At 65.5% G+C, this 26,396-nt stretch carries 27 protein-coding genes and 2 pseudogenes; 12 read left to right on the top strand and 17 right to left on the bottom strand.

Features of this window, described 5'->3' with window-relative positions; all coding sequences use genetic code 11:
* Nucleotides 1–228 precede the first annotated feature (228 nt).
* From ACOZBP_RS08815 to ACOZBP_RS08795, 5 genes are all read right to left on the bottom strand, one after another.
* Nucleotides 229–1,134 (bottom strand): manganese catalase family protein, encoded by a 906-nt coding sequence (locus tag ACOZBP_RS08815; protein WP_422676049.1) that lies wholly within the window; start codon nt 1,132–1,134, stop codon nt 229–231.
* Between the two features lie 55 nt (nt 1,135–1,189).
* Entirely contained in the window at nt 1,190–1,708 is a 519-nt protein-coding gene (locus tag ACOZBP_RS08810) for a ferritin-like domain-containing protein (RefSeq protein WP_422676048.1), read from the bottom strand.
* A gap of 77 nt (nt 1,709–1,785) precedes the next feature.
* Nucleotides 1,786–2,610, bottom strand: coding sequence for a cyanophycinase (locus ACOZBP_RS08805; RefSeq protein WP_422676047.1), 825 nt, complete (start codon nt 2,608–2,610; stop codon nt 1,786–1,788).
* On the bottom strand, nt 2,603–5,386 hold the full coding sequence (cphA, locus tag ACOZBP_RS08800; protein ID WP_422676046.1) for a cyanophycin synthetase: 2,784 nt from the start codon (nt 5,384–5,386) through the stop codon (nt 2,603–2,605). Before cphA ends, ACOZBP_RS08805 begins: the two co-directional genes overlap by 8 nt.
* Nucleotides 5,383–5,574: a hypothetical protein gene (locus ACOZBP_RS08795; RefSeq protein WP_422676045.1), complete on the bottom strand. Its 192-nt coding sequence runs from the start codon at nt 5,572–5,574 to the stop codon at nt 5,383–5,385. Before ACOZBP_RS08795 ends, cphA begins: the two co-directional genes overlap by 4 nt.
* Nucleotides 5,575–5,732: 158 nt before the next feature.
* On the opposite strand from ACOZBP_RS08795, the gene ACOZBP_RS08790 reads away from it, so the two are divergent.
* The 9 genes from ACOZBP_RS08790 (at nt 5,733) to glf (ending at nt 15,941) form a co-directional block, all read left to right on the top strand.
* Nucleotides 5,733–6,647: an iron-containing redox enzyme family protein gene (locus ACOZBP_RS08790; RefSeq protein WP_422676044.1), complete on the top strand. Its 915-nt coding sequence runs from the start codon at nt 5,733–5,735 to the stop codon at nt 6,645–6,647.
* Nucleotides 6,614–7,570 (top strand): methyltransferase, encoded by a 957-nt coding sequence (locus tag ACOZBP_RS08785; protein ID WP_422676043.1) that lies wholly within the window; start codon nt 6,614–6,616, stop codon nt 7,568–7,570. The genes ACOZBP_RS08790 and ACOZBP_RS08785 overlap by 34 nt, the downstream gene beginning before the upstream one ends.
* A gap of 93 nt (nt 7,571–7,663) precedes the next feature.
* Nucleotides 7,664–8,191, top strand: a complete 528-nt coding sequence (locus ACOZBP_RS08780) for a hemerythrin domain-containing protein (RefSeq protein WP_422676042.1) — start codon at nt 7,664–7,666, stop codon at nt 8,189–8,191.
* A gap of 336 nt (nt 8,192–8,527) precedes the next feature.
* Nucleotides 8,528–8,728: a hypothetical protein gene (locus tag ACOZBP_RS08775; protein WP_422676041.1), complete on the top strand. Its 201-nt coding sequence runs from the start codon at nt 8,528–8,530 to the stop codon at nt 8,726–8,728.
* A gap of 84 nt (nt 8,729–8,812) precedes the next feature.
* Nucleotides 8,813–9,022: a hypothetical protein gene (locus tag ACOZBP_RS08770; RefSeq protein ID WP_422676040.1), complete on the top strand. Its 210-nt coding sequence runs from the start codon at nt 8,813–8,815 to the stop codon at nt 9,020–9,022.
* Nucleotides 9,023–9,863: 841 nt separating this feature from the next.
* A complete protein-coding gene (locus ACOZBP_RS08765; protein ID WP_422676039.1) occupies nt 9,864–10,562 on the top strand; it encodes a Crp/Fnr family transcriptional regulator in 699 nt (232 codons plus the stop codon).
* Nucleotides 10,563–10,964: 402 nt separating this feature from the next.
* Entirely contained in the window at nt 10,965–11,972 is a 1,008-nt protein-coding gene (gene galE / locus ACOZBP_RS08760; protein WP_422676038.1) for a UDP-glucose 4-epimerase GalE, read from the top strand.
* Nucleotides 11,962–13,509: a hypothetical protein gene (locus ACOZBP_RS08755; RefSeq protein WP_422676037.1), complete on the top strand. Its 1,548-nt coding sequence runs from the start codon at nt 11,962–11,964 to the stop codon at nt 13,507–13,509. The genes galE and ACOZBP_RS08755 overlap by 11 nt, the downstream gene beginning before the upstream one ends.
* 29 nt (nt 13,510–13,538) lie before the next feature.
* Nucleotides 13,539–15,941 carry a UDP-galactopyranose mutase gene (gene glf, locus ACOZBP_RS08750; RefSeq protein WP_422676036.1) on the top strand — a complete coding sequence of 801 codons (2,403 nt, stop codon included), beginning with the start codon at nt 13,539–13,541 and terminating at the stop codon, nt 15,939–15,941.
* 284 nt (nt 15,942–16,225) lie between these two features.
* Here the strand turns inward: glf and ACOZBP_RS08745 are convergent, their stop codons facing one another.
* Nucleotides 16,226–17,497 carry an NAD(P)/FAD-dependent oxidoreductase gene (locus tag ACOZBP_RS08745; RefSeq protein WP_422676035.1) on the bottom strand — a complete coding sequence of 424 codons (1,272 nt, stop codon included), beginning with the start codon at nt 17,495–17,497 and terminating at the stop codon, nt 16,226–16,228.
* A gap of 175 nt (nt 17,498–17,672) precedes the next feature.
* Between ACOZBP_RS08745 and ACOZBP_RS08740 the strand changes: the two genes are divergently transcribed.
* A complete protein-coding gene (locus ACOZBP_RS08740; RefSeq protein WP_422676034.1) occupies nt 17,673–18,176 on the top strand; it encodes a hypothetical protein in 504 nt (167 codons plus the stop codon).
* Here ACOZBP_RS08740 and ACOZBP_RS08735 read toward each other — a convergent pair.
* Both ACOZBP_RS08735 and ACOZBP_RS08730 read right to left on the bottom strand, forming a co-directional pair.
* Nucleotides 18,173–18,796, bottom strand: a complete 624-nt coding sequence (locus tag ACOZBP_RS08735; RefSeq protein WP_422676210.1) for a Crp/Fnr family transcriptional regulator — start codon at nt 18,794–18,796, stop codon at nt 18,173–18,175. The genes ACOZBP_RS08740 and ACOZBP_RS08735 overlap by 4 nt on opposite strands.
* A gap of 178 nt (nt 18,797–18,974) precedes the next feature.
* A complete protein-coding gene (locus tag ACOZBP_RS08730; RefSeq protein ID WP_422676032.1) occupies nt 18,975–19,208 on the bottom strand; it encodes a hypothetical protein in 234 nt (77 codons plus the stop codon).
* Between the two features lie 180 nt (nt 19,209–19,388).
* Between ACOZBP_RS08730 and ACOZBP_RS08725 the strand changes: the two genes are divergently transcribed.
* Complete coding sequence (locus tag ACOZBP_RS08725; RefSeq protein ID WP_422676031.1) at nt 19,389–20,177, top strand: Crp/Fnr family transcriptional regulator; 789 nt, start codon at nt 19,389–19,391, stop codon at nt 20,175–20,177.
* 809 nt (nt 20,178–20,986) lie between these two features.
* Here the strand turns inward: ACOZBP_RS08725 and ACOZBP_RS08720 are convergent.
* Together ACOZBP_RS08720 and ACOZBP_RS08715 are read right to left on the bottom strand one after the other, a co-directional pair.
* A complete protein-coding gene (locus ACOZBP_RS08720; protein WP_422676030.1) occupies nt 20,987–21,181 on the bottom strand; it encodes a hypothetical protein in 195 nt (64 codons plus the stop codon).
* A gap of 263 nt (nt 21,182–21,444) precedes the next feature.
* On the bottom strand, nt 21,445–21,660 hold the full coding sequence (locus ACOZBP_RS08715) for a DUF6894 family protein (RefSeq protein WP_422676029.1): 216 nt from the start codon (nt 21,658–21,660) through the stop codon (nt 21,445–21,447).
* A 286-nt stretch (nt 21,661–21,946) separates the two neighbouring features.
* Between ACOZBP_RS08715 and ACOZBP_RS08710 the strand changes: the two genes are divergently transcribed.
* Nucleotides 21,947–22,270: a hypothetical protein gene (locus tag ACOZBP_RS08710; protein ID WP_422676028.1), complete on the top strand. Its 324-nt coding sequence runs from the start codon at nt 21,947–21,949 to the stop codon at nt 22,268–22,270.
* A 125-nt stretch (nt 22,271–22,395) separates the two neighbouring features.
* Here the strand turns inward: ACOZBP_RS08710 and ACOZBP_RS08705 are convergent, their stop codons facing one another.
* From ACOZBP_RS08705 to ACOZBP_RS08675, 7 genes and pseudogenes are all read right to left on the bottom strand, one after another.
* Complete coding sequence (locus ACOZBP_RS08705) at nt 22,396–22,596, bottom strand: hypothetical protein (RefSeq protein ID WP_422676026.1); 201 nt, start codon at nt 22,594–22,596, stop codon at nt 22,396–22,398.
* 587 nt (nt 22,597–23,183) lie between these two features.
* Nucleotides 23,184–23,423, bottom strand: a complete 240-nt coding sequence (locus tag ACOZBP_RS08700; protein WP_422676025.1) for a hypothetical protein — start codon at nt 23,421–23,423, stop codon at nt 23,184–23,186.
* Nucleotides 23,420–23,671, bottom strand: coding sequence for a hypothetical protein (locus ACOZBP_RS08695; protein ID WP_422676024.1), 252 nt, complete (start codon nt 23,669–23,671; stop codon nt 23,420–23,422). The genes ACOZBP_RS08700 and ACOZBP_RS08695 overlap by 4 nt, the downstream gene beginning before the upstream one ends.
* A complete protein-coding gene (locus ACOZBP_RS08690) occupies nt 23,668–24,015 on the bottom strand; it encodes a hypothetical protein (RefSeq protein WP_422676023.1) in 348 nt (115 codons plus the stop codon). The genes ACOZBP_RS08695 and ACOZBP_RS08690 overlap by 4 nt, the downstream gene beginning before the upstream one ends.
* 119 nt (nt 24,016–24,134) lie before the next feature.
* Nucleotides 24,135–24,465, bottom strand: a pseudogene (locus ACOZBP_RS08685) (integrase core domain-containing protein); the annotation flags it as partial.
* A 41-nt stretch (nt 24,466–24,506) separates the two neighbouring features.
* The gene (locus ACOZBP_RS08680) at nt 24,507–25,487 is read right to left on the bottom strand and encodes a DMT family transporter (protein ID WP_422676022.1); all 981 of its coding nucleotides are present in this window, start codon (nt 25,485–25,487) and stop codon (nt 24,507–24,509) included.
* Nucleotides 25,450–26,342: pseudogene (locus ACOZBP_RS08675) on the bottom strand (SDR family NAD(P)-dependent oxidoreductase). The gene ACOZBP_RS08680 and the pseudogene ACOZBP_RS08675 overlap by 38 nt, the downstream one beginning before the upstream one ends.
* Between the last annotated feature and the right edge of the window lie 54 nt (nt 26,343–26,396).

The raw sequence follows: 26,396 nt of genomic DNA, 5'->3' as shown, positions 1-26,396 counted from the left end.
GGTCTGACCTGGTTCACCTCGCGCCATCGCCCGCCCCTCCCGACCTGGCCGTCTTGCGATGCTGCTCATAGCTCATGCCCGAGGCCGCGCCGGACAGGAGCGCCCTCCGTCTGCGGGCCCTCCTGCCTACACGGGCCTGATCGGTCACGGTGTCGCTCACGATGCGTGAAGCGCGCCGGTCGGACGGCCTCCGGATCCTTAAACCCGCCAGGGAGCTGGCAGTGGCCGTCAGGCCGGCGCCTCCATAGGCGTGGTGCGCCCGGCGCCAGGACCAGCGCCGAGATCGGCACCAGTGATCGGATTGGCTGAAGGATCGGACTGGGTGCGGGCCGCGAAGGCCTCAACCGTCTTCTTGTCAGCCGGCGACAGCTTGACCGAGGCGTCGCCCGCGCCGCCGTCCACCGCCGCCTGGGCTTCGCGTTCGTCGACGACCTCCCACTGCTCGCCCTCGTTCCAGGACCCGCGCGCATCCCCCTCTCCCTGGGACATGTTGTAGTATTTGTCGGCGAAGTCCGGATGACCGGGAAGCTTGCCCGGCGGGAAGTTGGCGGGGATGGCGTAGAGCGCCTTCTCGAAGGATTTCTGATGGGCCACCTCCCGTGTCATGAGGAAGGTCAGGGCATCCTTGATGCCCGCATCATCGGTGACGTTGATCAGCCTTTCATAGACGATCTTGGCCCGCGATTCAGCCGCGATATTGGAGCGGAGGTCGCAGGCCGGATCACCGATCGAGTCGATATAGGCCGCCGTCCAAGGCACGCCGGCCGAGTTGATCAGGGCTGTGCCGCCGCCGTAGAGGATGGACATGGTGTGGCTTTCGCCGCCCGAGGTCATGCTCGCGTAGAGGTCCGCCTCTTCCTCGGCGGCCTCCGCCAGCTTGCCCTTGGCCCCGCGATTGAGCATGGCGACGATCGAGCCGATGATCTCGAGATGGCTCAGTTCCTCAGTGGCGATATCCATCAGCATGTCGCGGCGACCCACGTCCTCGTCGGCCAGCCCCTGGGTGAAGTAGCGCATGGCGGCGGCCAGCTCCCCCTGGGGACCGCCGAACTGTTCCAGCATGAGCGTGGCCAGGGCGGGATTGGGTTCGGCGACCCGAACCGTATACATCAGCTTCTTGTTATGCATGAACATGAGATAGGCATCCTGTTGATCACGATGTAAATGGTGTCGAAGACGGCCTGACAGCTCAGCGGCTGGCGTTTTCGCCGGCGCGTCTCAGTTGGAGGTGTTTTTCGACCAGTATGGGCAGGCTTTCGTCGACCCAGCGCGCCATGCGCAACTCCTCCTCCAGGGTGGCCTTGAGAGGGTCATAAGCCGCCGCGTAACCCCCGCTCTCGGCCAGTAGGATCAGGGCCCGATAGGAGGCCGCCTCGAAATTTTCGAAGGCGTAGTTGGCGAAGGCGTTCTTCAGAATCTCATCTTCGGCGAAGCTGTGGCCGATGGCCGCCAGATTGCCGCCAAGCGACAGCGCGGCGTCCTTCAGCCCGGACGGCGTCTCGTCGAACCCCGCCAGCAAGGTCTCCAGACGGACGATCTGACCCTCCGTCTCAAGACGATGGGCTTTCAACCGGTCGGCGACCTCGGTGAAGTTCAAGGCCCGGTCGATCTGGCGATCCATCAGGGCCAGGGCCTGATTTTCCACGGCGTGGGCGTTCTTGAGGCCCGTGACGAAGACGTCGCGCCAGATGTCGTCTGCATTGGTCATGTCGGCGTTCCTTCCTGCAATCGGTACAGAAGGCTAACCCCCGCGACCGGCGACGGAGCCGACGTGTCGGGTTCAGGTCACTGCGGATCGGCGCTTCCGCCCTTGCCTTCCGGAACCGCACGCTGCGGACGACGGAGATCCAGGTCCAAGCCGTCGCCCCGCGACAAGACGTGGAGGCGCACGTCAAACATGGACAGGGCGTCCTCGGCGCCGCCTTCCGAAATATTGGAATGAGTCGCGTTCTCACCGTCGACGACGTAGACGGCGCCGTCGCCAAGCACCCGCAGCTCTCCTTGCTCGACCACTACGGCCGTGTTCTCGTCAATCCCCAGCCCCATGAGGCGCGGATTGTGGGCCACTGCCCCCAGCAGCCGCCCGAACCTTCCCCTTTCGGCGAAATGCTGGTCGATGATGACATTGGGGAGCAGGCCGAGTCCCGGGGCCATGTGCACCTCGCCGATCCGATAGGATTCCGCGCTAGGTCCCTTGACCAGCATGGTCTCGCTCATCACCGAAGCCCCTGCAGATGTTCCTGCGATGAGGCCGCCGCGCGCATGAAGATCCCGTATGCGTCGCTCGATCGGCGTGTCGCCGATCTGGCTAGCGAGCCTGAGCTGGTCGCCGCCGCTGAAGAAGACCCCCGCGGCGCCGTCAAAAACATCGAGAACATCCTGGTCATGGCTTTCGGCCCGGTCCTCGACGTAGAGCTCGATCAGCTCCCCGACGCCGAGGCCACTGAAGCCTTTCCGATAGCTGTCGAAATAGCCTTCGGGCTCATGGGAGGCGATGGTCGCTATCACCAGCCTGCCCCCCTCGAGACGGCGAGCCACCTCGCTGAGGATGACCCGCTCGCCGGTCTTGTCCTCATGGCCGCCGATGATGATCAGGGGACCTTTACCCATGAGGAGGCTCCAGGATGACGCCCGGCGCATTCAGGCCCTGGGCCGAGGACGGGAAGGTGGGACGAAAGGCCAGGATCTGTTCCCAGACCGCTTCGATACGGGTCGGCGTCAGGACAACGAGGTCCCCGGGTCGCGCCGCTTCAAGGCATGCCGCCACCGCCTCCTCCTCCTTCTGCACGCCGCGGAAACGCGACGCGTCCGCTCCGCTGCGCAGCGCGCCCTCGGCGAGAAGGCGGATCACTTCTCCGGCGGGCCGACCGCGGTTGTCGGGCGTCTCCCTGAAGACGACCTCGTCGAAGAAGCCTGCGCTGATCTCGCCCATTGCGACGATCTCCTGCGTCCTCCGGTCGCCGGGGATGCTGATCATGGCGATGGTCCGGCCGCCGGCTGGCCGGGTCGCGGCCACGAGGGCGCCGAGCGCCCGGAGGCCGTCCGGATTGTGGGCATAATCCATAATGACCCGGAAGCCGTGCTGGTCGCAGATGTTGAGACGACCGGGATTCTGCTCATAGCTGGATGTGAAGCTGGCCAGGGCCGGCCCGATCCGCTCGGGGGGCACGCCTACCCCGTAGCAGGCGGCCGCGGCCGCCAGGATGTTCGCCACATTGAAGGCGGCCGCGCCGCCCAGGGTCGAGGGCAGGTCGGCAGCATGGCCCAGCCGGCGAGGCTCGCCCCGGTCGTGAAGATCGAGCACGCCGCTTGAAGCGTCATAGAGGACTGCGGCGCCGCCTTCGGCCACATGCTTGAGCAGGAAACCCGGCGTCTCGGCGCCGCCCCGCATGGAGAACCAGCAGACCCGGCCTCCGGCATGGCGCGCCATGCGCAGGGTCAGGGGATCATCAGCATTGAGGACGCTCAGCCCCCGACGGGACACGGCCTCGGCCACCACTGACTTGACCTTCGCCAGGTCCTCCAGCGTGTCCACCCCCTTGAGCCCCAGATGGTCAGGCTGGACGTTGAGGACGCAGCCGACGTCGCAGCGATCAAAGGCGAGGCCCTCGCGGAGGATGCCGCCCCGGGCGCACTCCAGCACCGCGACGTCGACGACCGGATCATTGAGCACCATCCGAGCGCTGCGCGGGCCGCTGGCGTCGCCGGCGCGGATTCTCTCTCCGTCGACATAGACGCCGCTGGTGTTGGTCAGGCCCACGACCCGGCCTTCCGCTCGGAGCACATGGGCGATCATCCGGCCCACGGTCGACTTCCCGTTGGTGCCCGTCACCGCGATGACGGGGATGCGGGACGGGGCGCCCCGCGGGAACATCATGTCGATGACGGGTCGGGCGACGTCTCGCGCCTCCCCCTCCGAGGGCGCCAGATGCATGCGCAATCCCGGCGCCGCATTGACCTCGACCACCCCCCCGCCCGTATCGCGCACCGAGCGGCGGATGTCCGGCGCCAGTAGATCCACTCCGGCGACGTCCAGGCCCAGGGCCAGGGCCGCCCGCCGGGCGATGGCGGCGTTGGCCGGGTGAATCTCATCGGTCCGATCCGTCGCCGTCCCGCCTGACGAGAGGTTGGCGGCGGTACGCAGCAGGACCCTGGCGCCGGGCTCGGGGACGCTCTCGGGCGTCAAACCCTGGCGGGCGAGGAGGGTCAGCGCCTCCTCGTCGAGACGGATCAGGGTCAGGCTGTTCTCGTGGCCGACCCCCCGGCGCGGATCGGCGTTGACCTCTTCGACCAGTTCGGCCACCGACCGGCGCCCGTCGCCCTCGATGCAGGGCGGGCGGCGCTCGGCGACGGCGACGACCCTGCCGTCGATCACCAGGACGCGGTAGTCCCGGCCCGGAAGCTCCTGCTCGACGATGACCCGCCGTCCGTGAGGCGCGGCCAGGGCGAAGGCCTTCCTGACCGCCTCGGCCGAGTCCAGGCCTGTCGTCACCCCCCTTCCGTGGTTGCCGTCGAGCGGCTTGACCACGACCCTGCCGCCCAGGCGGGCGGCGGCGGCGGCGGCCTCGTCCGCGGTGCGGACCACCTCTCCGCGCGCAGTCGGACAGCCAACCGCCTCGAGCAGGGCCTTGGCTTGAGCCTTGTCGCCCGCCAGTTCGGCTGAGATCAGGCCTGTACGGTCCGTCACGCTGGCGCGGAGCCGTCTTTGCCGGGCGCCCCAGCCCAGGCGCAGGAGGCTGCCGGTGTTGAGGCGTTCGACAGGAATCCCTCTGCGGCGCGCGGCGTCGACCAAGGCCTGGGTCGAGGGTCCGAACGCGGTCCGGCGCACCGCGTCCCGGAGGATAGCCACGGCCGCGTCGGCGCCCGCCGCGCCTGGCAGGCGGGAATCCAGGCTGTCCGCGCAGACCCGGTCCAGACCGCCGATTCCGGCGAGGGTCTCCGGCAGCAGGGCGTCGCAAAGCTGGAGGGCCAGTCGTCCCGCCAGGAGGGCCGTCGTCTCATCGCGATAGGTGAATAGGATGTCGTAGACGCCCGCGCGACCCCGGACAGAACGCGTCTTGCCGCGGGTGACAGGGGTCCCTGCGCGGGTCTGCAGTTCAAGGGCGACATGCTCCACGACATGGCCGAACCAGGTCCCGTCGCGCAGACGACGGACAAATCCGCCCGGCTCGCCGTAGCAGCATCCGTGCCGGTGCAGACCCGGAAGCGCCTCCAGCAGGCGGGCCGTGAAGTCGCCCAGCCGATCGGTCGGCCAGTCCTCCATCCGCCCTAGATCCAGGCGGATCCGCGCCATGGGCCTTGCGCTGTACAGATGAGGGCCGCGGTAAAGGCTCCGCTCAAGGACCTGCATCGCCCGCTCGCCCGTCGCCGTCGTCATCATGCTCATGCAGCCAGCTCGCGCGGCGCTTGCTCGGTCAAGCCGCGCACCAAGGCGCGAACCACCATGGCCGCGGCGACGGCGCGCGACGGGGCCTGCCCGCCGACAAGGGCCGCCCCGTCTCCCGGGTCCGTCACGGCCCAGTTCCAGGTCTCCCCGACCTGGCTGATCGTCCATCCAAATCCAGCCTGTTTCACTCGGCGCCTCCCTGAAGGACTGGATGAACCGACTGTCCCTAACCCAGTTCCACTGTCTGAAACCCGACACGGAGCCAGGGATTTCGCGGCCTCGCGCCCCTTCGGGAACCCTGGGTCGCGGCAAGGCGTATGGCAGTCCCAAGTCACAGGAGCCTTTCATGTCGCCAGAGGGCCCAGCCCCGCTCCCCGCCCCCGAACCCTCGGACCCGGCGGGTTTTCATCGCCGGTTGGCGCACTGGAACCACCGTCGCCTCGCCCCAGCCACGCCGCGCCCTGCATGGCGTGACGACCTCCGCCACGATGCGGAGATGATGCTGGTCGAGGGCGATTTCATCGAACGCGCCCGGGCCGAGGCCGCGCCCTTGCTCGCCGACCTTCCTTCCACCGCCGACGCCTTCGTCGCCTGGTTCGAGGCGCTCAAGGGATCCGGCCCCGGCGAGGCGGATCCGCTCTTTCCCTGGCTGGCCGAGACGGCGTCGATGGAGGAGATGCGCTGGTTCCTGCTCCAGGAGGTGGCCGGTGAAGCCGGTTTCGAGGATCTCGTGGCCATGGCCCAGGTCAAGATGCCGGCCCGTCCCAAGCTCGAGCTGGCGCGCAACTATTGGGACGAAATGGGTCGCGGGTCGGAGGCCGGCATGCACGGCCCCATGCTGGACCGTCTCGCCGCAGCGCTCGACCTCAATCCCAGGATTGATGAGACGGTCTGGCCGTCCCTTGCGCTCGGCAATACGCTCGTCGCCTTCTCCACCCAGAGACGCTACGCCTATCACGCTCTCGGGGCCTTGGGGGCGGTCGAACTCACGGCGCCCTGGAGAGCCGCCCATGTGGCGGAGGGGCTGAAACGGCTCGGCGTTGGCGTGGAGCGCAAATACTTCGCCCTTCACGCCACCTTGGACATCGCCCATTCCGAAGCCTGGAACGAGGAGGTGCTTCGTCCGCTTGCGGCGGAGCGGCCAGAGTGCGTCCGCGCCCTGGCTGAAGGCGCGATCATGCGGCTGATGGCCGGCGCCCGTTGTTATGACGCCTACCGGACCCAGCTTTGGGGCGCCTCGCCCGTACGTCGCTCCGCGTGACGGCGCAGGCCTTCACGCCCGCCGACCTCGCCCTTCTTGATCTGCTTTCTCGCCTGGAGGCCGCCGGATATCATTTCGTCTCGCCCACCCCGGCCACCCATGGCCTGGTCGCGCGACGACGGCGGGCGCGAGGGGCGGACATCCTTCGGGACATTCTCGGCTGGGGCCGGGTCTTTGATCCCGAAGCCGCGCCCGATTGGCTTCTGGACGTTCTGACGGAGGCCGACGCCCTCAGGGAAGACGCCGACGGCTTGCGCGCCCGGCTTCGCGTGAGCCGGCTGGACGGACGCCTTCACCTGCATTCCGCCTGCTCTGCGGACGACCAGGCTGTCTTCCTGGGCCCGGACAGCTATCGCTACGTCCGTTTCCTGCGCCAGACCCTGTCCGGCGCCGCGTGGGGAAAGGCCCTCGAGATAGGGGTGGGCGCCGGGGCCGGAGCTCTTGCGATCGCCGCCCTCAACCCGCAAGCCGCTGTCGTCGCCACCGACATCAATTCCCAAGCCCTTCGCCTCTGTCGTCTCAACGCCCGGCACGCCGATCTTCTGGTCGACCTCCGCCCGGGCGGCTTTCCCGTTGAGGGCGTCTGGGACCTGATCGCGGCCAACCCGCCTTACATGGAGGGTCGCAGCGGACGGCTGTACCGCGACGGCGGCGGTCAGTACGGGGCGGAGGTCGCTCTGGCATGGGCGAACGAAGCCCTCTCCCGCCTCGCGCCCGGCGGCCGCCTCCTGCTCTATACCGGCGCCCCGGTCGTGGCTGGCGAGGATTTGGTGCGCGCCGCCCTCACGAGCCTGGCGCGCCGGTGTGGGGCGCATCTGGTCTATGAGGAGATTGATCCTGACGTTTTCGGGGCCAGCCTCGCCCGGGCCTCCTACGCCGAGGTCGAACGCATCGCCGCCGTCGGCGCGGTCGTCACCGTCTGACGGACGGGCCCCGGCTGTGTCGGCTTCCGGTCTCAGCCTACCGGCCTTTGTGCGGATCGTTAGGCCTGTCTGAAGCCTAGGGAGAAGAACGACATGTCCGTCATCGACAAGGCCATCGCCGCCATCACGCCTGCGCCTTCGGCGGAAAAGAGGGCGGAGGCCACGGCGGCGGCGCGTGAGGCCGCGGTGGCCGGGGACTGGCTGTCTACGGCACTGGATCACCATGAAGCGATCAGGGCGGCCTTCCGAACCGGTCGACAGGCGGCCTCGGGCGCGGAGCGTCTGGCGGCGCGCGATGCCCTGGCCCTTGTCCTCAATGGTCACAGCCTCGCTGAGGAACTGGTTCTTTATCCGGCCATGGCCCGCCACGGCCACAAGAGCCAGGCTGGCCTGGCCTATAGCGAGCAGACCGCCGCCAAGATGCAGATGGCCGAACTTGAGACCCTTAACCCGAACTCGGACGCCTGGCTCGACAAGTGGGAGCATGTCGAGGGCGCCGTCCTCACTCATATGTATGAGGAAGAGCACGGCTGGTTTCTCCACCTGAAGGCCCATGCCGAGGACCAGGACCGATTGAAGATTCGCTATCTCCAGGAATTCGATCGCTACGTCGGCGGCTGATTCCCGCATGTCGTCTCTTCGATCCATAGGGTGAGGTCGGGCGCCGGGGCGAACCGGTCGATGTTGGCGACGCTGATTTCAAGAAGGTCGGGCGGCGGCTTTGGACACACCAAGCTTCCTGGGTTTGACCGTGGTCTCACCCTTCACGCGCTCGGCGATGCCGGCGGCTTCCAGGCGGTCGGCGGACTTGGCATCGGCAGCCGCGAATGGAGCGCTAGCAGCAGCTGCGCCGTTAGGCGGGGAAGAAGCCTACGAGGGCTTTTCATTGCGACCGGGGGAGGCTCCTATTGTCATCTTGCGAGGCTCATGCACGCCTCGTCATTAAAGGAGAAAGGCATGGCCAAGCTGATAGCAATCGCGTCGAAGGATGGCGGCAAGGTCTGGATCTGCCCGGAGCATGTAGTCAAGCTCGCAACGCTCGGCACGGACAGAACGTTCTTGACGCTCACATCAGGCGAGACCTTCGAAATCGGCGGTGATCTTGATGACATTGCCGAGGCAGTGAACCGTAACCGCGTCGATCCCATCCATCCCTGATCCAGCCATTCCCGTAGGGCCGAATATGGTCAGGCGGAACGAAGCTAGCGAAGGCCGGTTTGGGTAACCCGAGAGGAGGATCGCATGAGCGAAACGCAAACCAACAGCGCCGCCCTGATCGTTCGAGCGGGCAAGGTCCGCATCGCGTCGCGCATTAAACTGTCCAACGGCGGGCTGTTGGCGGTTGGCGGGCTTGTATCCAGCATACTCGCGTCGACAGCGGTCTTGGTCTGGGTTTCGACCAGCGTCGCCCGCCGGCATCCCGTGGCGACAGGGTTGCTGCACCGACGATAGCCAAAAAAAGGGCGGCCGTTTCCAGAGGGCCTTGGGATTACTTGGGCTTCTTCGAGCCGCCGGCTGGGATCTTGTCGATCAGGCCCTTCACGCTTGGGTTGGATGCATTGGTCTTCGGCTGGACCTTCTTGGCCTTCCCCTTGGATTCTTTCACGTCGTCGTGCCTTTCATGTGCCGAGGAAGGCTATCAGCCCTGATCCCGGCAAATGAGGCCGAACTGTCCCGTTTCAGAGAGAGCCGTGCGACATAAGGCCCAGGTAAAGCGACGCGCCGCCGTCGAACTTGGGCGGCCGCCACTTCCACCAGGCCACGCCAGAATGATCATGGCCCACTCCGACATTGTCGGGATTGCCGCCGTCCTCAGGACGAGACGCAGCGCGCTTTCGACGACTACATAATCAAGCCTCAACAGCTGGGCTTTTTTACGGAAGATGCCTGCCCGTGCTTCCGCCCTCCCACGGCGCGACCCGCCACGTGCTCGTGGGCCTGGCCGCGGATCTCTGCCTCGCGTTTACGGTCGCGGACGCCCACATGCTTCACTAGGATTTTTGGACGCCCCGCGACAGCCTCATCCCGTCCCGCCCTGGAGCCATTGGCCCCAGCGCCGGAGCTTCTCTCCGACGGGCTGGGCGCGACTCCCGTCCTGCCGTCTGTCTTGAAGGCGAGTTCTGGGACAGCGGCGCTTCGGCGGCGTCTGATTTTAACTTTCCGCCTGCGCGAAACACGCGAAAAACCAACCTATGTGAAGAACTGAGCGCCGAAGCCATGCTGTTGGTCGAAGGCCATGAAGAATCAGTCGGATATAGGTCTTGAAGCACGGCTCACCGCTCCCCTGGAGCGTATGCTGGCCAGCTTCGCGCCCGTGGGGATCGAGGGGACGGCCCTGATCCGCAGCAGCTTCATGAGCGCGCCCCAGCAGCAGCCGTCTGGCGCCGCGATTCCCATGGATCCTGAGCGCAACCAGGCCCGACTGGTGGCGAGCGGCTGGATCGCGAGGGGAGCCATGCTGAACGACGGACGACGTCAGATCGTCGGTCTCAGCCTGCCCGGCGACGTGATTGTGGCCTCGGGATCGGTGGACGCCGATCTCCAGGTCTGGGCTCTGACCGAAATCGTCACGGTGGACGCCACCGCCTTCTGGACCATGCTTTCCGAACCCGGGGCCCTGGCCTCCCCGCTGAAGGAAGCGTGGCGGCGCTGCCGGACAGCGGAACGCCTTCGATTGGCGCGCCAGGTCATCCGGCTCGGACGGCTCAACGCCTACGAACGTACGGCCCACCTGCTGCTCGAGCTGCATGAGCGGCAGGTCCGTCTCGGGTCCGCGCGCAACGGCGCCCTCCACCTTCCCCTGACGCAGGACGTGCTCGCTGACATCCTCGGTCTGAGCGCGGTCCACATGAACCGTACGCTGCAGCAGCTGCGACGCAACGTTCTCGTAGACTACCGGACAGGACGCACCGCACTGCAGGATCTGCCCGGCCTCGTCCAGGCGGCTAACCTCAGCGCGGTTTGCGGGCCGCTCATTCCCGCGCCATTCTAATACCGGGCGCGACCGGAACCGGTTGGTCCTTGGACGGGTTGACTTCAAGCCCCTGCAAGCGAGGACGCCATGCCCCCCCGCCCTGACAAGCCGAACAGCACGCATCCCGAGGAAAATACAGATCCCACAGTGACGGCGCCGGCCCGCACGGACGGACGCTCCGACGGTCTCGAAGAAAAGAAGCCCATTAGGATCTTCCGCGCGGGCCAGAACGCTGGCGGCGACACCCGCTCCACGGCGGCCTCAACCCGGACCTAAAGGTCGCGTCGCTAGCACTCATGTGCGACCGCTCTCTACCCGCCGCTCCGTCGAGCCCGGGACCAGGCGTGCACAAGTCGTGGATCGGACACTGGCAACATCAGGGCGGCGTGGTCTCTTCCCCTCTGGCAACGGAGGTATCTGATGAAATCCATACTGGTGACGGGCGGCGCGGGCTATATCGGCGCTCATGCCTGCAAGGCGCTCGCGGCCGCCGGCTTTGAACCCGTGGTGTTCGACGATCTGAGCAACGGTCATCGCGACGCCGTCAGATACGGTCCCCTTGTAACGGGCGACGTGCGCGACAGCGCCGCCCTGAGCACCTGCATGAAGCGACATGGCGTGCAGGGCGTGATCCACTTCGCCGGCCTGATCGAGGTGGGTCGATCCGTCCAGGATCCGGCGACCTTCTGGGACGTGAACCTCAACGGCGTCGCCTCGGTCCTCGCCGCCATGCGCGCCAATGGCGTGCGGCGGATCGTCTTCTCTTCCACCGCCGCCGTCTACGGGCAGGCCGGCGCCGCGCTTCTGGACGAAAGGGCGGCGACCTCTCCCATCAATCCCTACGGCGACAGCAAGCTGGCGGCAGAACGCCTGATCGCCGCCCATGCCCGAGCTCACGGCGTGGAAGGCGTGGCCCTGCGCTATTTCAACGCCTCGGGTGCGGACCCGGAGGGAGAACTCGGCGAGGCCCATCAGCCAGAGAGCCACCTGATCCCCCTCGCCCTTGAGGCCGCGCTTGGCTTCGGTCCTCCGCTCAAGGTCTTCGGCCTGGACTTCCCGACGCGCGACGGCGCCTGCGTGCGAGATTTCATCCATGTCGCCGACCTCGCGCGCGCGCACGTCAAGGCCCTCACGGTTCCGGCGGGTGAAGCCGGTTTCCTCGCAATGAACCTCGGACTGGGCAGGGGACTATCTGTGCTGGAGGTCATCGCCGCCGTGGAGCGGACGACCGGCCGCCCCGTGCCCTGGGAGGCCGCGCCGCGGCGCGCCGGTGATCCTCCTGTCCTTGTGGCGGACCCAGGCCTGGCGCGCCTTCGCCTGGACTGGACGCCGAGGTTTACGGAGATAGACGACATCGTCGAAACCGCCCTGGCCTGGCGGCTGCATCCCCGCTTCGGCCCCGCCGCCGCCCACGCCCATGTCGCCTGAACAAAAGCCCCTGGAAATCTGGGGCGGTCACGAATGCTCATTGAACCGGGTCGGCGAGACGTTTCGAGATCAGACCGTCCTGAGCGGACATGAGGAAAGGGAGGACGATCTGGACCGGTTCGCCGCTCTTGGTCTCAAGGCGCTGCGCTATCCCGTGCTTTGGGAAAGAACGGAACTCTCCCGGGGGGTCCTCGACTGGAGCTGGGCGGATCGGAGGCTTGGCCGCATACGGGCGCTGGGCATGGGCGTGACCGCCGGCCTGGTTCATCACGGGTCGGGCCCGGCCTGGACCGATCTCCTGGATCCGAACTTCGCATCGGGTCTGGCGCGCTTCGCGGGCGCGGCTGCAAGGCGTTATCCCTGGATCCGAGACTGGTGCCCGGTGAACGAACCCCTGACCACGGCGCGCTTCAGCACCCTCTACGGCCTGTGGCATCCCCATCTTCGAGACGAACGCTCTTTCTGGCTCGCCCTCCTTAATCAGGTCGACGCCGTGCGCTGCGCCATGCGCGAGATCCGGCGGATCATACCGGAGGCCCGCCTGATCCAGACCGAGGATTTCGGCCGGACCTTCGCCACGCCGCCCTGCCAGGACCAGGCTGATCATGAGAACCGTCGAAGGCTGATGACCTGGGACCTGCTCTGCGGACGGGTGACGCCCGAGCACGATCTTTACCCCCACCTCGCCCACATGGGATTCGGCCCTCGTCTGGACGCCATCTCAACGGATCCCTGCCCCCCGGTGATCGGCCTCAATCACTACCTCACCAGTGATCGTCTTCTGGACCACCGGCTGGAACGCTATCCCGTGTCGCTTCACGGAGGAAACGGACGCCTCGCCTACGCAGACGTCGAGGCGGTGCGTGTCATCGACCCCGCCCCGCCGGGCTGGAGCGCTCATCTGCAAGCGCTTTGGCGCCGCTACCGCAGACCCATCGTCGTCACCGAATGCCACCTCGGCTGCACCCGCGAAGAACAGTTGCGCTGGCTCCACGAATGCTGGTCGGCGGCGCTGGACGTCCGCCGGTCGGGGGCGAAGGTGGAGGCCGTGACCGTCTGGAATCTTCTGGGCAGTTTCGATTGGGACAGTCTCCTGACTCGCGCGGACGGCCGCTACGAAACCGGCGCCTTCGACATCTCGGAAGGCGTCCCCCGTAAAACGGCCCTGGCGGCGCTGGTGAGGGACCTGGCCCTGGATGGCGACACCGATATGGCGCTCGCAACCGAGACCGGCTGGTGGCGGCGGCCCCAACGTCTGCTCTACCCGCCGCCAAGACCCGGGTCCCTGTCCTGTCAGCCACGGGAGGCCGCCCCCTTGCAGGCCATTGCCTGCCAGGACGCGCACCCTGAACTCCTGGCGGAGTGCGAACGTCGGGGCTTGCGTCTGGAGGGCGCCGAAGACGGCGCGGCCTGGCGCTTTGTCGCTTCAGAGACGCCGACGCGCCGAGCTCTGGATCTATTGATCGACCAACGCCTGTCCGGGGGGTCTGTGCCCTCGACCCGACACAGGGATACAGGCGGCCGCCGCAGGATTTGATCAAGGCTCCCTTTATGAAGAAAGCCGCTATGACCCAGCCTTCCGCCGCCTCCGCCGCCGACATTCTTGATCTTCCACACGCGCGGCGAGATCCCGTCGTCTGCCTTTCCCATCTGCGGTGGAACTTTGTCTTCCAGCGACCCCAACATCTCATGGCCCGGTTCGCCCGGACCCGACCGGTCGTCTTCCTGGAAGAGGCCCTGCCTGCGGAAGCGGGCGCGCCGGTCGGCCTCGACGTCCGGTCGTGCCCTGACACCGGCGTGCTGGTGGCCACGCCCCGACTGCCGCATGGCGTAGACGGGCCCTGTCGCGACGCCGTCGTGCGACAGCTCCTCGACGATCTTCTCGCTGAACGCGCGCTGAGCCGTCCAGTGCTCTGGTACTACACACCGATGATGCTGCCCGTCGCGAGACATATCGAAGCCGCCGCCGTGGTGTTTGACTGCATGGACGAGCTTTCCGCCTTCCGTTTCGCCCCGCCGGAGCTCCGAATTCTGGAGGCGGAGTTGATGAGCGCGGCGGACGTAGTTTTCACCGGCGGCTACAGTCTTTTCGAAGCCAGGCGGAACCGGCACGCCAATATCCATCCCTTTCCTTCCAGCGTCGACGTCCCTCACTTCGCCCGAGCGCGCGAGGCCGGACGCGATCATCCGGCTCAGGCTGATCTGCCCGGGCCGCGGCTCGGCTTCTACGGGGTCATCGACGAGCGCATGGACCTCGACCTCATAGCGGCGGTCGCCGACGCACGGCCGCACTGGTCCCTCGTCTTCGTGGGCCCTGTGGTCAAGATAGACGAGGCGGACCTGCCCCGGCGCCCCAATCTCCATTACCTGGGGCTGAAGACCTATGACGAGCTCCCGGACCTTCTCGCGGGATGGGACGTGGCGCTCATGCCCTTCGTCATCAATGAATCCACCCGTTTCATCAGCCCTACTAAGACGCCGGAATATCTGGCAGGCGGTCGCCCCGTGGTCTCGACCCCGGTTACCGACGTCGTGAGACATTACGGGGCTCTGGAGGGCGTCCACATCGCAGCAGGCGCCGACGCCTTTGTGGCTGGCTGCGAAGCGGCCCTGGCGCAAAGGGGCGACCCGTCATGGCTGGACGAGGCCGACGCCGCTCTATCGCACCTGTCATGGGACCAGACCCAGGCCCGAATGGCGGTCATGGTCGACAGGGCCGCTACACTCCGCGAACCCCTCACGGGCGGCGGCGCACATCGCGGATGCTCCACCGGCGCCGGCTCGGTTCGCGCCCCTGAATCTCCCTTCATCCGCCCATCAAACCGGGCGTCTCACTACGACGCCCTCGTCGTCGGCGCCGGCTTCGCGGGTTCAGTCATGGCCGAACGCCTGGCCTCAAGCGGACGACGGGTCCTCCTGGTCGATCGCCGATCCCACATCGGCGGCAACGCCTACGATGAACTAGATGCGGCTGGCGTCCTGGTCCACCGGTACGGTCCCCACATCTTCCACACCAACTCGGCCGAGGTGTTCGACTATCTCTCGCGTTTCACGCCTTGGCGACCCTATGAACATCGTGTTCTGGCCCGAGTGGGGGAACGCCTCGTGCCCATGCCCATCAACCGGACGACGCTCAATCTGCTCTATGGCCTAGACCTCAGGTCCGACGAGCAGGCCGAGGCCTACCTGTCGTCGCGGGCTGAGCCGGTGGACAAGGTGGTCACGTCCGAGGATGTCGTGGTTTCTGCGGTCGGCCGGGAGCTCTACGAGACCTTCTTCCGCGGCTACACCCGCAAGCAGTGGGGCCTGGACCCTTCGCAGCTCGACCGTTCCGTGACGGCGCGCGTCCCGACGCGAACCAATACCGATGACCGCTATTTCACTGACGCTTTCCAGGCCATGCCTCTGCACGGCTATACTCAGCTGTTCGAGAACATGCTTGATCACCCCAATATCCGGGTGGAGACGGGCGTGGACTTCAGGGATGTCGAGGCCGAAGTGCTCTACGACCATCTGGTCTTCACGGGGCCGATCGACGAGTTCTTCGATCATCGATACGGGCCGCTGCCTTACCGATCTCTGCAGTTCCGCCACGAAACGCTTCAGCAGGAAACCTTCCAGCCTGCCGCGGTCGTCAACTACCCCGAAGAGGCGGCGCCCTATACCCGGGTGACGGAGTACAAGCACCTGACGGGCCAGTCGCATCCCTGCACCAGCATCAGCTATGAATACCCCTGCGACGACGGCGACCCCTACTATCCGGTCCCCCGCCCCGAGAACCAGGCGCGCTTCAAGCAGTATGAGGCGCTCGCCCTCGCGCGTCGCGACGTCAGCTTCGTGGGCCGCCTCGCCACCTATCGCTACTACAACATGGATCAGGTGACCGGACAGGCCCTGGCCGCCTTCCGTCGCCTTACAAGGTCTTCCGTCGTTTCAGATCTGACGGCAAGTCCGGGCATCCGGGCCTGACGCCACCGTCTCCGACCAGGCCGGTGTCTTCCGTCTCCGCCGACAGATAATCTCTTCCTAACCCATGTTATTGGACTGCCTCATGTCCGGAGTGAGGATGGCTCCATGTCGAGAGCGGGATCCACACCGAGACGACCGAACGGCCTCATTGGCCGGGTGCTGGCTTTCATCTTCGGCCCGACGCCGCTTATGCGCCGCCCCGGCAGGACCAGGAACTGGATTTCGCAGGGGGGCGGCCGTCCGTCTGAGCGCTGAGCGCTTCGACCGGCCTGTACGTCATCGCGTCAGTGCAGCTTGAGCCGCCCCGAAACACGGCGATGGGCCAACCGGCTCAAGGCGAGCAAAATGGTTCTGCGCAGCCCAACGACAACCCGGTGATGTTGCAGGTGAAGAGCCATATAGGCCCAGCGCGCGAGAAGGCCCTCGATCAGGAAGTCAGGTCCGACGAGGCCTCCCATCAGGGAGCCCAGTCCATGATCAGGGCCAAGGGAAATGAGGGATCCTCTGTCGCGGTACTGATAGGGTCCGGGGTCCCCGGGCTGCATAAGAGCCCTCGCCAGATAGACGGCTTCCTGAGACGCCGCCTGGGCCCGGGCCGGAACCGCGCGTCCGTCGGGTCCAGGCGCTTCTGCACAATCGCCCATGGCGTAGACGCCGGGGGCGGAGGCGCGCAGCCGGTCATCCACGATGAACTGGTTGAGGCGCCCCGTGGTCAGGCCAAAGGTCTTGTTGACGTCGGCCGCCTTGACCCCGGCGGCCCAGACGACCAGGTCGGCTGGAATCTCACCCACGCTGGTCTCGAGGCCGTCGGCCCGCACCCGCGTCACGCGCGCCCCGACGGCGAGCCTGACGCCGCGCGCCTGCAGCGCCCGGGCCGCCTTGTCGGCGACCGCCTCAGGCAGACCGCCGAGGATGCGAGGCGCGGCTTCTGCTACCGTCACCTCCAGCGTGAAGCGCTCGGTCGGGTCGAGCGCCGCCGACAAAACCGCGTGTCCCTCCAGGAGCTCGGTTGCGAGTTCGACCCCGGTCGCGCCGGCGCCGACAATGGCGATCCTGAGCAGACGGCGGCCGTCATAGGCGGAGGACAGAAAGAGCGCCGCCAGCCGCCGGTGAAAGGCCTCCGCATCCGCCACATCCTCCAGCAGACAGGCGTGTTCCGCCGCGCCGGGCGTATCGAACAAATGGCTTCCGGCGCCCGTCGCCAGGACCAGACGCTCGAAATCAAGGGAACGCGCCCCGATCAGGAGAGCGCCGTCTACGTCACGCGTTTCGGCCAGGCGAAGGCGGCGCGCGACGGGGTCCAAGCCTTCGACCTCGCCGAGAACGAATCTGAAATGATTGCGACGCGCGAGCATCAGATAGTCGAGGCCCTCCTGCCTCGAGTCCAGCGAGCCCGCCGCGACTTCATGAAGGGAGGGTTTCCACAGATGGAAGACCGCCCGGTCAATGAGGAGCACCTTTCGGGGTCCTTCGTGAGGACCCAGCCGCCGCCCAAGAAGGGCGGCGAGCTCCAGGCCGCCTGCGCCGCCGCCTACGATCACGATCTGGTTCTGCATCCCGAAACAATCCCCGCCGCCTGCAGGGGTTGCGAAAAGGCCGACGCCCCGCATTCCGGACCGCAAGCTCGGGGGTTTCCTAAGAATGCTTGCTTCGCCAGTGACCAAAAGCGGACTCTAGGCGCCAAGGCGCGGACGAAGGGCTTCCTTGTTCAAGAAGAAGGACGTTCTGAATATGCTTGCCGAGCTCCGCTATCTCGACAGTCGTTTCAAGGACCATCTCGAGTCAGAGACCGGCATGGAGGGCCCTGCCGAGCTCTGCCGGCTGTTCGCCATGGTCTCCATCATCCGCGAGGAACTGCTTTACCCCCGCTATGTCGATGTCGATCCAGCGACCGTGGACGACCTGATTGCGATCATGGACCTGATGCGGGTCATCGCAGGCGAGGTGGAGACGGCGACGCCGTCCGAGATGCTGGCCACGCGCGCCTGGATCCGGCAATGGCGGCGCCTATGGCGGGACCACGCCGCCCTGGAAGAGGGTTCGATCGTCATGCTCGAACGGCCAGGCGCCCTGCCCCGCGACAAATATTGCGAGATAGACCTCAAGGAACGGTTGGCCGGGCTGGAGAGCCTTTCGGACGTCCCCGTTCCGGAGCCGGTCGCCCTAGGAAAATTCCGCAGCCCTCATCGCCCCTCGGGTCTTGTTCTCGACGCCTTCGAGCTAGGCCAATCTTAGACCGAGGCCCTTGTGAGCCTTAGATAGGTAGGGTCGAATTCCGCCTGTCTGACTAAGCCATCCCAGTCGCAAATCTCAATTACGCGTCCTGTCCATTTGACCAGGTCCGCGACGCGGAGCTGAGCTATGGAACGATTGACGTGCACGTCCGACAGCCCGAGAACGTCCGCGAGCACGGCCTGACTGAGAGGAAGCTCCATCCTGCAGCCTCCTGCGCGATGGACGGTCTTCAGGCGAAGATAGAGTTCGCACAGGAGATGCGAGAGCCGCGCCACGGCAGTCCGGCGCCCCAGGCCTGCAATCCATTGCCGGTGCACGGCGGCGTCGATCAGGGTGTCCATCCAGAGCAGCCGGGTCAGATGGGGTTCGGTCTCTGTCAGCCGCCGCAGGCCCTCATGAGGAGACCTCGCAACCGTGCAGGCGGTGAGCGCAACGACCCCATGATCCATGGGGGTCATCATCAGACTGTGTAGATCGACGAAGTCGCCGGGCACGTTCAGTTCCGTGATCTGCCTTGCGCCATTCATCAGCACGACATATCGGGCTGCGAAGCCGTCGAGGACGAGCGTGCTGTATGCCGGCGATGAATGCTGCCGGACGATGTCTTCGCCCGCGGGAATGATGATCGGGGGCTGAAGAAGGTCTCCAAGAACCTCCCTCTCGCGCCCGGAGAGTTCATCACGACGCGACAGCTTCTGGATCAGAGGGCTGATCAGGACGGTCTCCTCGCCACAGGGGAAGTGTCCTGATAAGCCTCGAGCGCCGGACGCGTTCCGTCGCTGGCGCCGCTGTCGAAAGTCAGGATCTCGAACGGGTCTCGCCGCCGCCCGCCGTCGCCAAGCCCTTGGCGTCCGACGAGACGTTGAACCGCAGCTCCCCTTCCTCGAAGACCCTGGCTTCCTGAAAGGTGCGGCTCGCGCCCAGACGACGCTTCACCAGCGCGATCGCTGCCTGGGCCTCCTCGGCGACGATGGATTCGGTTCTCAACACGCCCGTGCCCCGAGCGCTGAAGCAGATGGTGTAAATGGTCATATCGCCTCCTGTTCCAGAAGCTCAATTCAGCGCCTTAAACCTCGTTCCTTGTGCACTAAGCCGAACTCTGGCGGCAGATACGCTGCTCGATGCAAGCGCCTTTTGAGCTACTTGCCGCTTTCCTAACCCATGTAAGTGCGGTCCGCGTCGGAGACGCCACTCTGTGCTTAGGAGTCCGTCATGCAAACTATGATCAGCCTCACCAACAACGGCTGCGGCCTTTATCGTCCGCAACTGGACCTGGCCGACCATCCTGTCTTCCAGGCGCTCCCGCGCAGCATCCAGTCGATCGCTCAGTCTCACAGCAGGCTGGTGTCTATCCCGGCCGGCGAGCCCCTCGAGGAAAGCGGTTTTCTCTCCTTTGTCCTCGCAGGGGTTCTCGGCCTCTTCCCCCATGGCGACCGCATCTGCGTCGCGACCGTCGTCGCGGGATCAGTTCACGGATGGGACCACGCCCTGGAGCCTGACGGCGACCGCCCGGCGGTCAGGGCCCTGATCGACACTACCTTTTGCCGAGTGCCCGCCGACTGCGTCGTCGATGGCCTTGGTCGCGACTGGCTGAACCGTCTGGTCGCGCGGCAGTCTTCCAGACGGGTGAGCAGTCTGGCGGCCGAAGCGGCCTGCAACGCCACTCACCTCGTTCAGGAACGACTGGCGAAGTGGCTGGTCCGGCTGCATTGCGGGGCCAATGGCGCTCCTCTTCGACTGACCCAGGCTGACTTCGGCGCCATGCTCGGCGTGCAGAGAACCAGCGTCAACGCCGCCGCCGGACGCCTCCAAACTATGGGTCTGGTCCGGTTTGGCCGAGGAAAGGTGCAGATCCTCGATCTTGCCGGCCTGCGCGCCGTTTCCTGCGGCTGCGGCGAGCAGGGGGTTTCCTCTGCCGCCGCAGCCGCCACGCCTTTGCGCGCAGCGGAATCCGCCAGCTGGGCCGCACGCGACGCTCTCCTGCGGAACACGGCCGCCTGATCAGGGGCTGACCGGGACGGGCGATAAGGCGCGTTCCGCCGTCTGGTTCAGCGGGCCAGCCTGAGCTCCGCGAAGAAGATCCTGGCCTGCCAGCACGACGGCGATCGCGGCTAACGACAGGGCGAAGATTCCGCCTGCCCCCACGATCCAGGAGCGACGCCTGCGATCTGGCTTGCCCTTGCTAGGAAAAGAAATGACGACGCCCATGACTCCCGCCTTTGTTACGACCGAGAACGCGGAAAGACGTTCTGAGGCGTAGAATGTCGTCTTGGCGACACTGGTGATCGCCCCAATTAAATAGGAACCTGCCTCCCGACGGAGGAGCGCGTCCTGGGTGTTCGCAGGGTGGATCAGCGGCAGAGCGTGCTAGGCCCGGCTCTGTCCGCGGGGCTCGCCGCAGGGATCGAAATCGGTCCAACCCGATTGATGGCGAACGCCTCCGCGCGTAGCGCCCTCGAGAACGCGAGGATTGCCCAGAAGGGCATTGATCCGCACGCGACACGCATCGGAAGCCTTGACGATCACGAGCGCGGCCTGCGCCGAACACCCTTTGCATGGACGTGGGCGTCTTCTATCGCCATATCCGGGCTTCGTTGATCGCGCCTAGAAGACTCCCGGTCGCGCTGCCGGCCGCCAGCCCCCTAGTCGACCCCCGACGCCGCCCGCGTCGATGACCGGGCTCAGACCCGAGGGCAGGCGGCATGCAAAGACCAGCAAGAAGGCTGGCCCTTCAATGAAAACGCGCCTTTTGAACAGTTGTCGGGTTTCGAACATTTGTACACATCTGTCGCGCCAGCGCCAAAATAGGGTCAGCCGAGCGGCTTCTGATAGACATCGCCGCCAGAAGAGCCGCCGATAATGCGGGCGATCTCGTTGAGGACGGCGCGCTCGCTGTTAACGGCTCCGGACGATCTCGTCGCCTGGAGAAGGTCGTCGATTTCCCTCAGCTTTCCAGGAAGCTCTGGAAGTTCAACGGCTCTGAAGGCCTGATCGTGGATGCTCATGTCACTGCTCCTCATGTCTTCCGGAGCAACGCCGGGCGATCCGTCCCGCTCCATGCTGCAGCAAAAGGCCCGGTAGAGGGCATGCTTTGATACCGAACCGAGCCGATAAGTTCGGAACCCGACCGAAGGAGCAACGCCTAAAGACGCGACGTTGTCTGGATGCAGATCGTTCCTCAAAGAAGATCGGCAAGCGGCCGGTTGCGCGATTGCCCCCCTTTGGCGTAACCGGCCCTCTTCTCTCTCGCTTCCTCAGGTCTAGGCCTTCAATGAGCCGAAGCGCCAACCCGGCAGATTTCCCTACCTTCGTGCCGAACGATGATCCGAAGCGAAAAGGCGCCGCCTTCCCGCATAGGCTTCTCGCGCAACATTTCCGAAAGGAAGAGGATCGCCTCGCGCCAAGCATCGGCGTCCGTAGACGCTGCGCCTTGGAGAGCCACCTCAGGATCCACGCCGCTTACTATGTAATCATAGATCGCCATGGAGCCATCTACGTCGGGGATGCCAGGGGGTTCACAAGTTCCGATACCGGACACAGGGGAATTATGCAGAGACCAGACAAACAGGCCTGGGACCTCGATACCGACTCAGCCCAGGGGGACGATCTGATTCAGGCTCCTGAGCCTCGCCGCAACCGTCTATTCTGGCCATGGGTCTTGAACCTGACATAGGGCCAAGACAGCCCGCTCGGACCTCTATGGTCAAAAACCTTGTCAGCCATCTCAACGGGTTGCGGATCGAATCCGACAAATCATTCGTTAGCGTCGCATGCAGGATGGACTGTACAGGGTCGGCTTCAAGACGCCTCTCGGCACAGGCTTTGGCGTCGTCACGCTTCGGGATGGGCGCATCAGCGGAGGAGACAGCACTTCGTGGTACGTCGGTTCCTACCAGCTTGAGGACGGGCTGTTCCGCGCCGAGATTCAGGTCGATCGCCATACAGAGATGTCGATGGTCAGATCCGTGTTCGGGGTCGAACGCGCTCGGATCCTACTGGAGGGTCAATCACTCGGAAACGAGGCCTTGATGAAGGGGATTTCTCCTGACGCTCCAGAAGTGGCCTTCGAAGCCGTGCTTTCTCGCCTCGCGTGACCGAAGATCGCCGAGGCCAATCCTCAAAAGCCACGTCACGCGATGATGTCATCCCGTACACCGGCGTCACGACAGCAAAAACCCCGCCTGGTTAAAGGCGGGGTTCGCGCAGCTAACTTGGCTGACTAGCTGCCGGCGCCGAGTCCACCGGGCCCGCCTGCGCCGGCAGCACCCTCGCCTCCCGAAGCCGGCGCCGGATCATCCTTCCCTGGCTGGCGCTGAGCCTGCTCTCGAAGGTTTTCGCGTTGCTGCGGGTTCGCGTCCGGCTGCGGCGTTGTCGTCTCCAGGTCCTCTTCGCGATCCGGGTTCGGTTGGGCCTCGGTCATTTTGATCTCCCTGGATTGGTTACAGCAAACCAAGTGTTCTGAAGCAGGGCCGTACCTAAGGCTGCGCTACACGAAAATGTTGACCCCTTAGGGAACTGACAGGTCATCCACGGCCTGCGACGGGCCGTATCGCCTCAGGCTCAGGACTTGCTCCGAGACCAGAGCCCGACCGCAGTTTCCGAGTTCAGTATCAAAATGACCCGTACTTCTCGCGTATCCGACCTTCGCCAACTCCAACGCAATGCCGAGAACATGGCCAGGCTGTCGCCTTTCAAGGCTGACCGTGATCGGTTCGGGCGGATCGCAGAACGATATCGTGAAGAAGCAGACACCCTAGAGCGGGACAGCCCCCCCCCTCGGTGAGGGGTCTCTATCTTGAATACGTCGACAGCATCTGGATCCCCGACTGCGGTGAGGAGTACTTCAACAGCCGCGCGCCCTCGGCGCTTCCTTACCTGCCGCACCTCCTGCCCGACCCCAACCAACCGAAGCCCGGATGTTGAAGCGGCCCACTTTGAGCAACGACCGCAAACGGACGGCCTAACGCGCTGGGGAGGCTTCGGCCTCCCCGCTTTCGCTTAGTCAACCTACTGGCCTGCCGCCAACTCGGCTTCGTAATGCGATATCATCTCATCCAGCTTGGCAATCCGCTGTTCGTAATCGGCGACTGCCTTCACAGCATCGGCCGGGGCGTTCATCGGCGCCTTCATGTCACCGCTGATCATCGCATGCAGCGCCACGCGCGCACTGTTACGGTCGGCTTTGAGCTCCTCGACATAAGTGAGGATGGACTCTTTCGAACCCGCTAGACGGCCTGGCTCTGTCATTGCCCCTCCTCGGAGGTTTTCGGCGCCTTCAAACTCAGCAGCCACTTCACCACCCCCACGGCCACCAGCGCCCCGCCAATCACCATGGCCGTCACGATCAGCCATTCAGGCCACGGTCGCCAGATCACCTTCTTCGGCCACGCCAGGATGATTACGAGCGCTCCGGTCGCAATCCAGTCGAACGGTTTCGACTGCGCGACGTGCTGAAGCAGGCTCTTGACCTCGCGGTGGAGAAGCTTGCGGTTCATGCGCGCCCGACCAGCACCATGCCGAGGACGATCAGCCCGATCAGCGCCAGCATTCCTAGTGCGGCCAATGCAGCCTTGCCCTGCTCGCGAAGCGACCGCGCGTCAGCCTCGCGGTCCAGATAGAAAAGGTTCTCACCCACCGACACGATCACCTTGTGCTTGATCAGGGCGTTCACGGTTGACCGCGGATGCTTCGGCGGCAACGGAATCGCGGTCTCGGCGCCGAATGCTCCGGCCTTCTCGAAGTGCTGGATCATCTGTTTGCGCATCACGGCGGCCATGATGGCGACGTTGGCGCCTGCATTTGCTGCAACGTTCATTATCCACCCTTCCAGCCAAATCATTGGTGTCTCGCCCGTGCAGCCGCACCTTCGATCCGGCTTGCATTCCAAGTGCGTCGAGACTCCGCTTGCTAGCGCGGCCTAACGATCCGTTACAGACAATCTGACGTGCCTCTGAGTTTTCATCCATCGGCGACCAGAGTCCTTGGGTTAAGTACGCTTCGCTGCGTGGAGTGAGCAACAGGCCGGGCTGCGCAGCGTTCAACCTGCGCAGCGGGTCGGCCTGTTGCGGTCAGACTGGCGCGAAAAGCCTGCGGAGTGAGGTAGCCGATCGATGAGTGCGGCCGGCAGATGTTATACTCCAGCGCCCAGGCAGCGACCTTCTGCCGAGCATGGCGGAGGCTGAAGAACAGGCTTTCGTTGAGCAGTTCGTCACCCATCGCCCGCTGATAGATTCCACAAACCCGTTCTGGATGTAACCGGCGCGATGTAGTGCCAGTCGACGCCAGCTTGATCGTCGGGATACGGGCTGGGTCGAGACCGGCCCGCCAGCACTACAATGCGGCGCGGCGCCGAGCACGCCGGACTGACATTCCTTTGAAACGAAGCCGAGCCAGCATCCCCTCGCGATGCAGGATGTAAACCCCGCTCAACACCACCAGCCCCATACCCAGAGCCCCCGGTCCGTCGGGGGTCCAGCCGAAGACGAGCCCGGCCAGCAAGGCGGCGAATATCACCTGGGCATAGGAGAAGGGCGCAAGCAGAGACGCCTCGCCACGCCCATAGGCGGCCACCAGCAGAAGCTGGCCGACCGCATAGCACAGACCCATGGCTGCAGCGGCGGCCAGAGCGACCGGCCCCATCGGCGCGAACCATAGCGGCGCCGTCGCACTCAACACGACAAAGCCGATAAGGGCCGAACAGAGCAGGGTCGTAGCCGGCGCGTCCTCCTCGCCGATGCGACGCGTAAGAATAATGGCCGCCGCGCCGAAAAAGGCCGATCCGAGCGGGAACAGCACCGCCGTGCTGAACAGCGCCCCTCCGGGCCGCAACAGGACCAGGATTCCGGCCAGGCCGATCAGCAACGCCGTCCATCGCCGGCGCGCCACGGTTTCGTGCAGGAAGAGAATAGCCATCATCGTCACAAAGATCGGAGTGACGAAGGAGACGGCGGTCGCCTCCGGCAAGGGCAAAGGACCAAGCCCCAGGATAAACAGCCCGCCGGACATCAGCACCGCTAGCCCACGCCCCCCCTGCAATAGCGGCCGCCGCACTCGCCAGACCCACCGGCCGCGGTCGGCGGCCACGACTAGTCCCAGGGCAAGCATGGCGACATAGCGCACCCAGACCACCTGCGCCGGGGCGGTGTCATGGGTCAGAAATTTGGCGAAGACATCCGCCACGGCGAAAAGTCCGACGGCCCCGATTATGATCATTATGTTCAGGCCCGAGGCTGCGGCGGGCGTCATGCCGACCAGAACCGGCGGGGCCTCGCCGTCAGGTCCCGGCCAGGCGGCGACGGGCCGGTCGCTCATGTCCAGTTAGCGCAGTCAGCAGCGTCGATGCTGATGGTTTCGCCGCTGAGGAAGCGCGCCTCTTCGCTAAGCAGGACAAAACGACGGCGGCCACGTCCTCGGGCTTGATCCAGGCCAGGCCCATGGGAGTCGCGTCCTTGCGGGCTTCCAGATAGTCGTCGCGGGTCGGCTCGGGCTTATCTGGAACCGCCTGGCGAAACCGCTGCGGGCTCGACATCATGGGCGTATCGGTCGGCCCCGGCAGAACCACGTTAACGGTCGCTCCTTGTTCTGCGACTTCCAGGGCCGCCGTCTTGCACAGGCCGATCAGGCCGAATTTCGAGGCGACATAGGGCCCTGCCCCCGCCTCCGCATGCTTTCCGGCTCCACTACCGATGGCGACGATACGTCCACGTCCTGCCTCGGTCATCAAGCGCAGCGCCGGCGCCATAACGTGAAAGACGCCGTGCAGGTTGGTCCGCACCACGGCGTCGAACTGAGCCGGCGAAAGGTCCGTCATTCGTCCTTCCAAGGTCACGGCGGCGTCCGCGATCAGAAAGTCCAGCCGGCCGAAAGACGCTCTTGCTTTTCGATCAGAGCTTCGCCTTCGTTGGCCTCTCGCACGTCCATGCGTAAGCCGATGCAGCGCACGCCGCTGGCGACGGCCGCCGCGATCGTCTGGTCCAAGTCCGCCTGCGTCGCCTTCGGATAGGGCGTGCCGTCAGGGAGGCCTTCCAAAACATCGCCGATGACAAGGTCGCAGCCTTCGCGCGCCAGGGCCAGGGCGATGGCGCGCCCTATCCCTCGCGCCGCGCCAGTGATCACAGCCGCTTGGCCCCCGAATCGAGGCGGCGCGCCGGGCGGCGGGGCGGGCATCGGATCGTGAGGGTTCATGGGTGCGGCCTCCCTGCCGCTCCCCTCCAATCGCCC

The sequence above is a fragment of the Brevundimonas sp. NPDC058933 genome, from assembly GCF_049315965.1.
Taxonomy (GTDB): domain Bacteria; phylum Pseudomonadota; class Alphaproteobacteria; order Caulobacterales; family Caulobacteraceae; genus Brevundimonas.
Note: the sequence above shows the minus strand (reverse complement) of the source record. Positions and strands in the feature narration are given on the sequence as shown.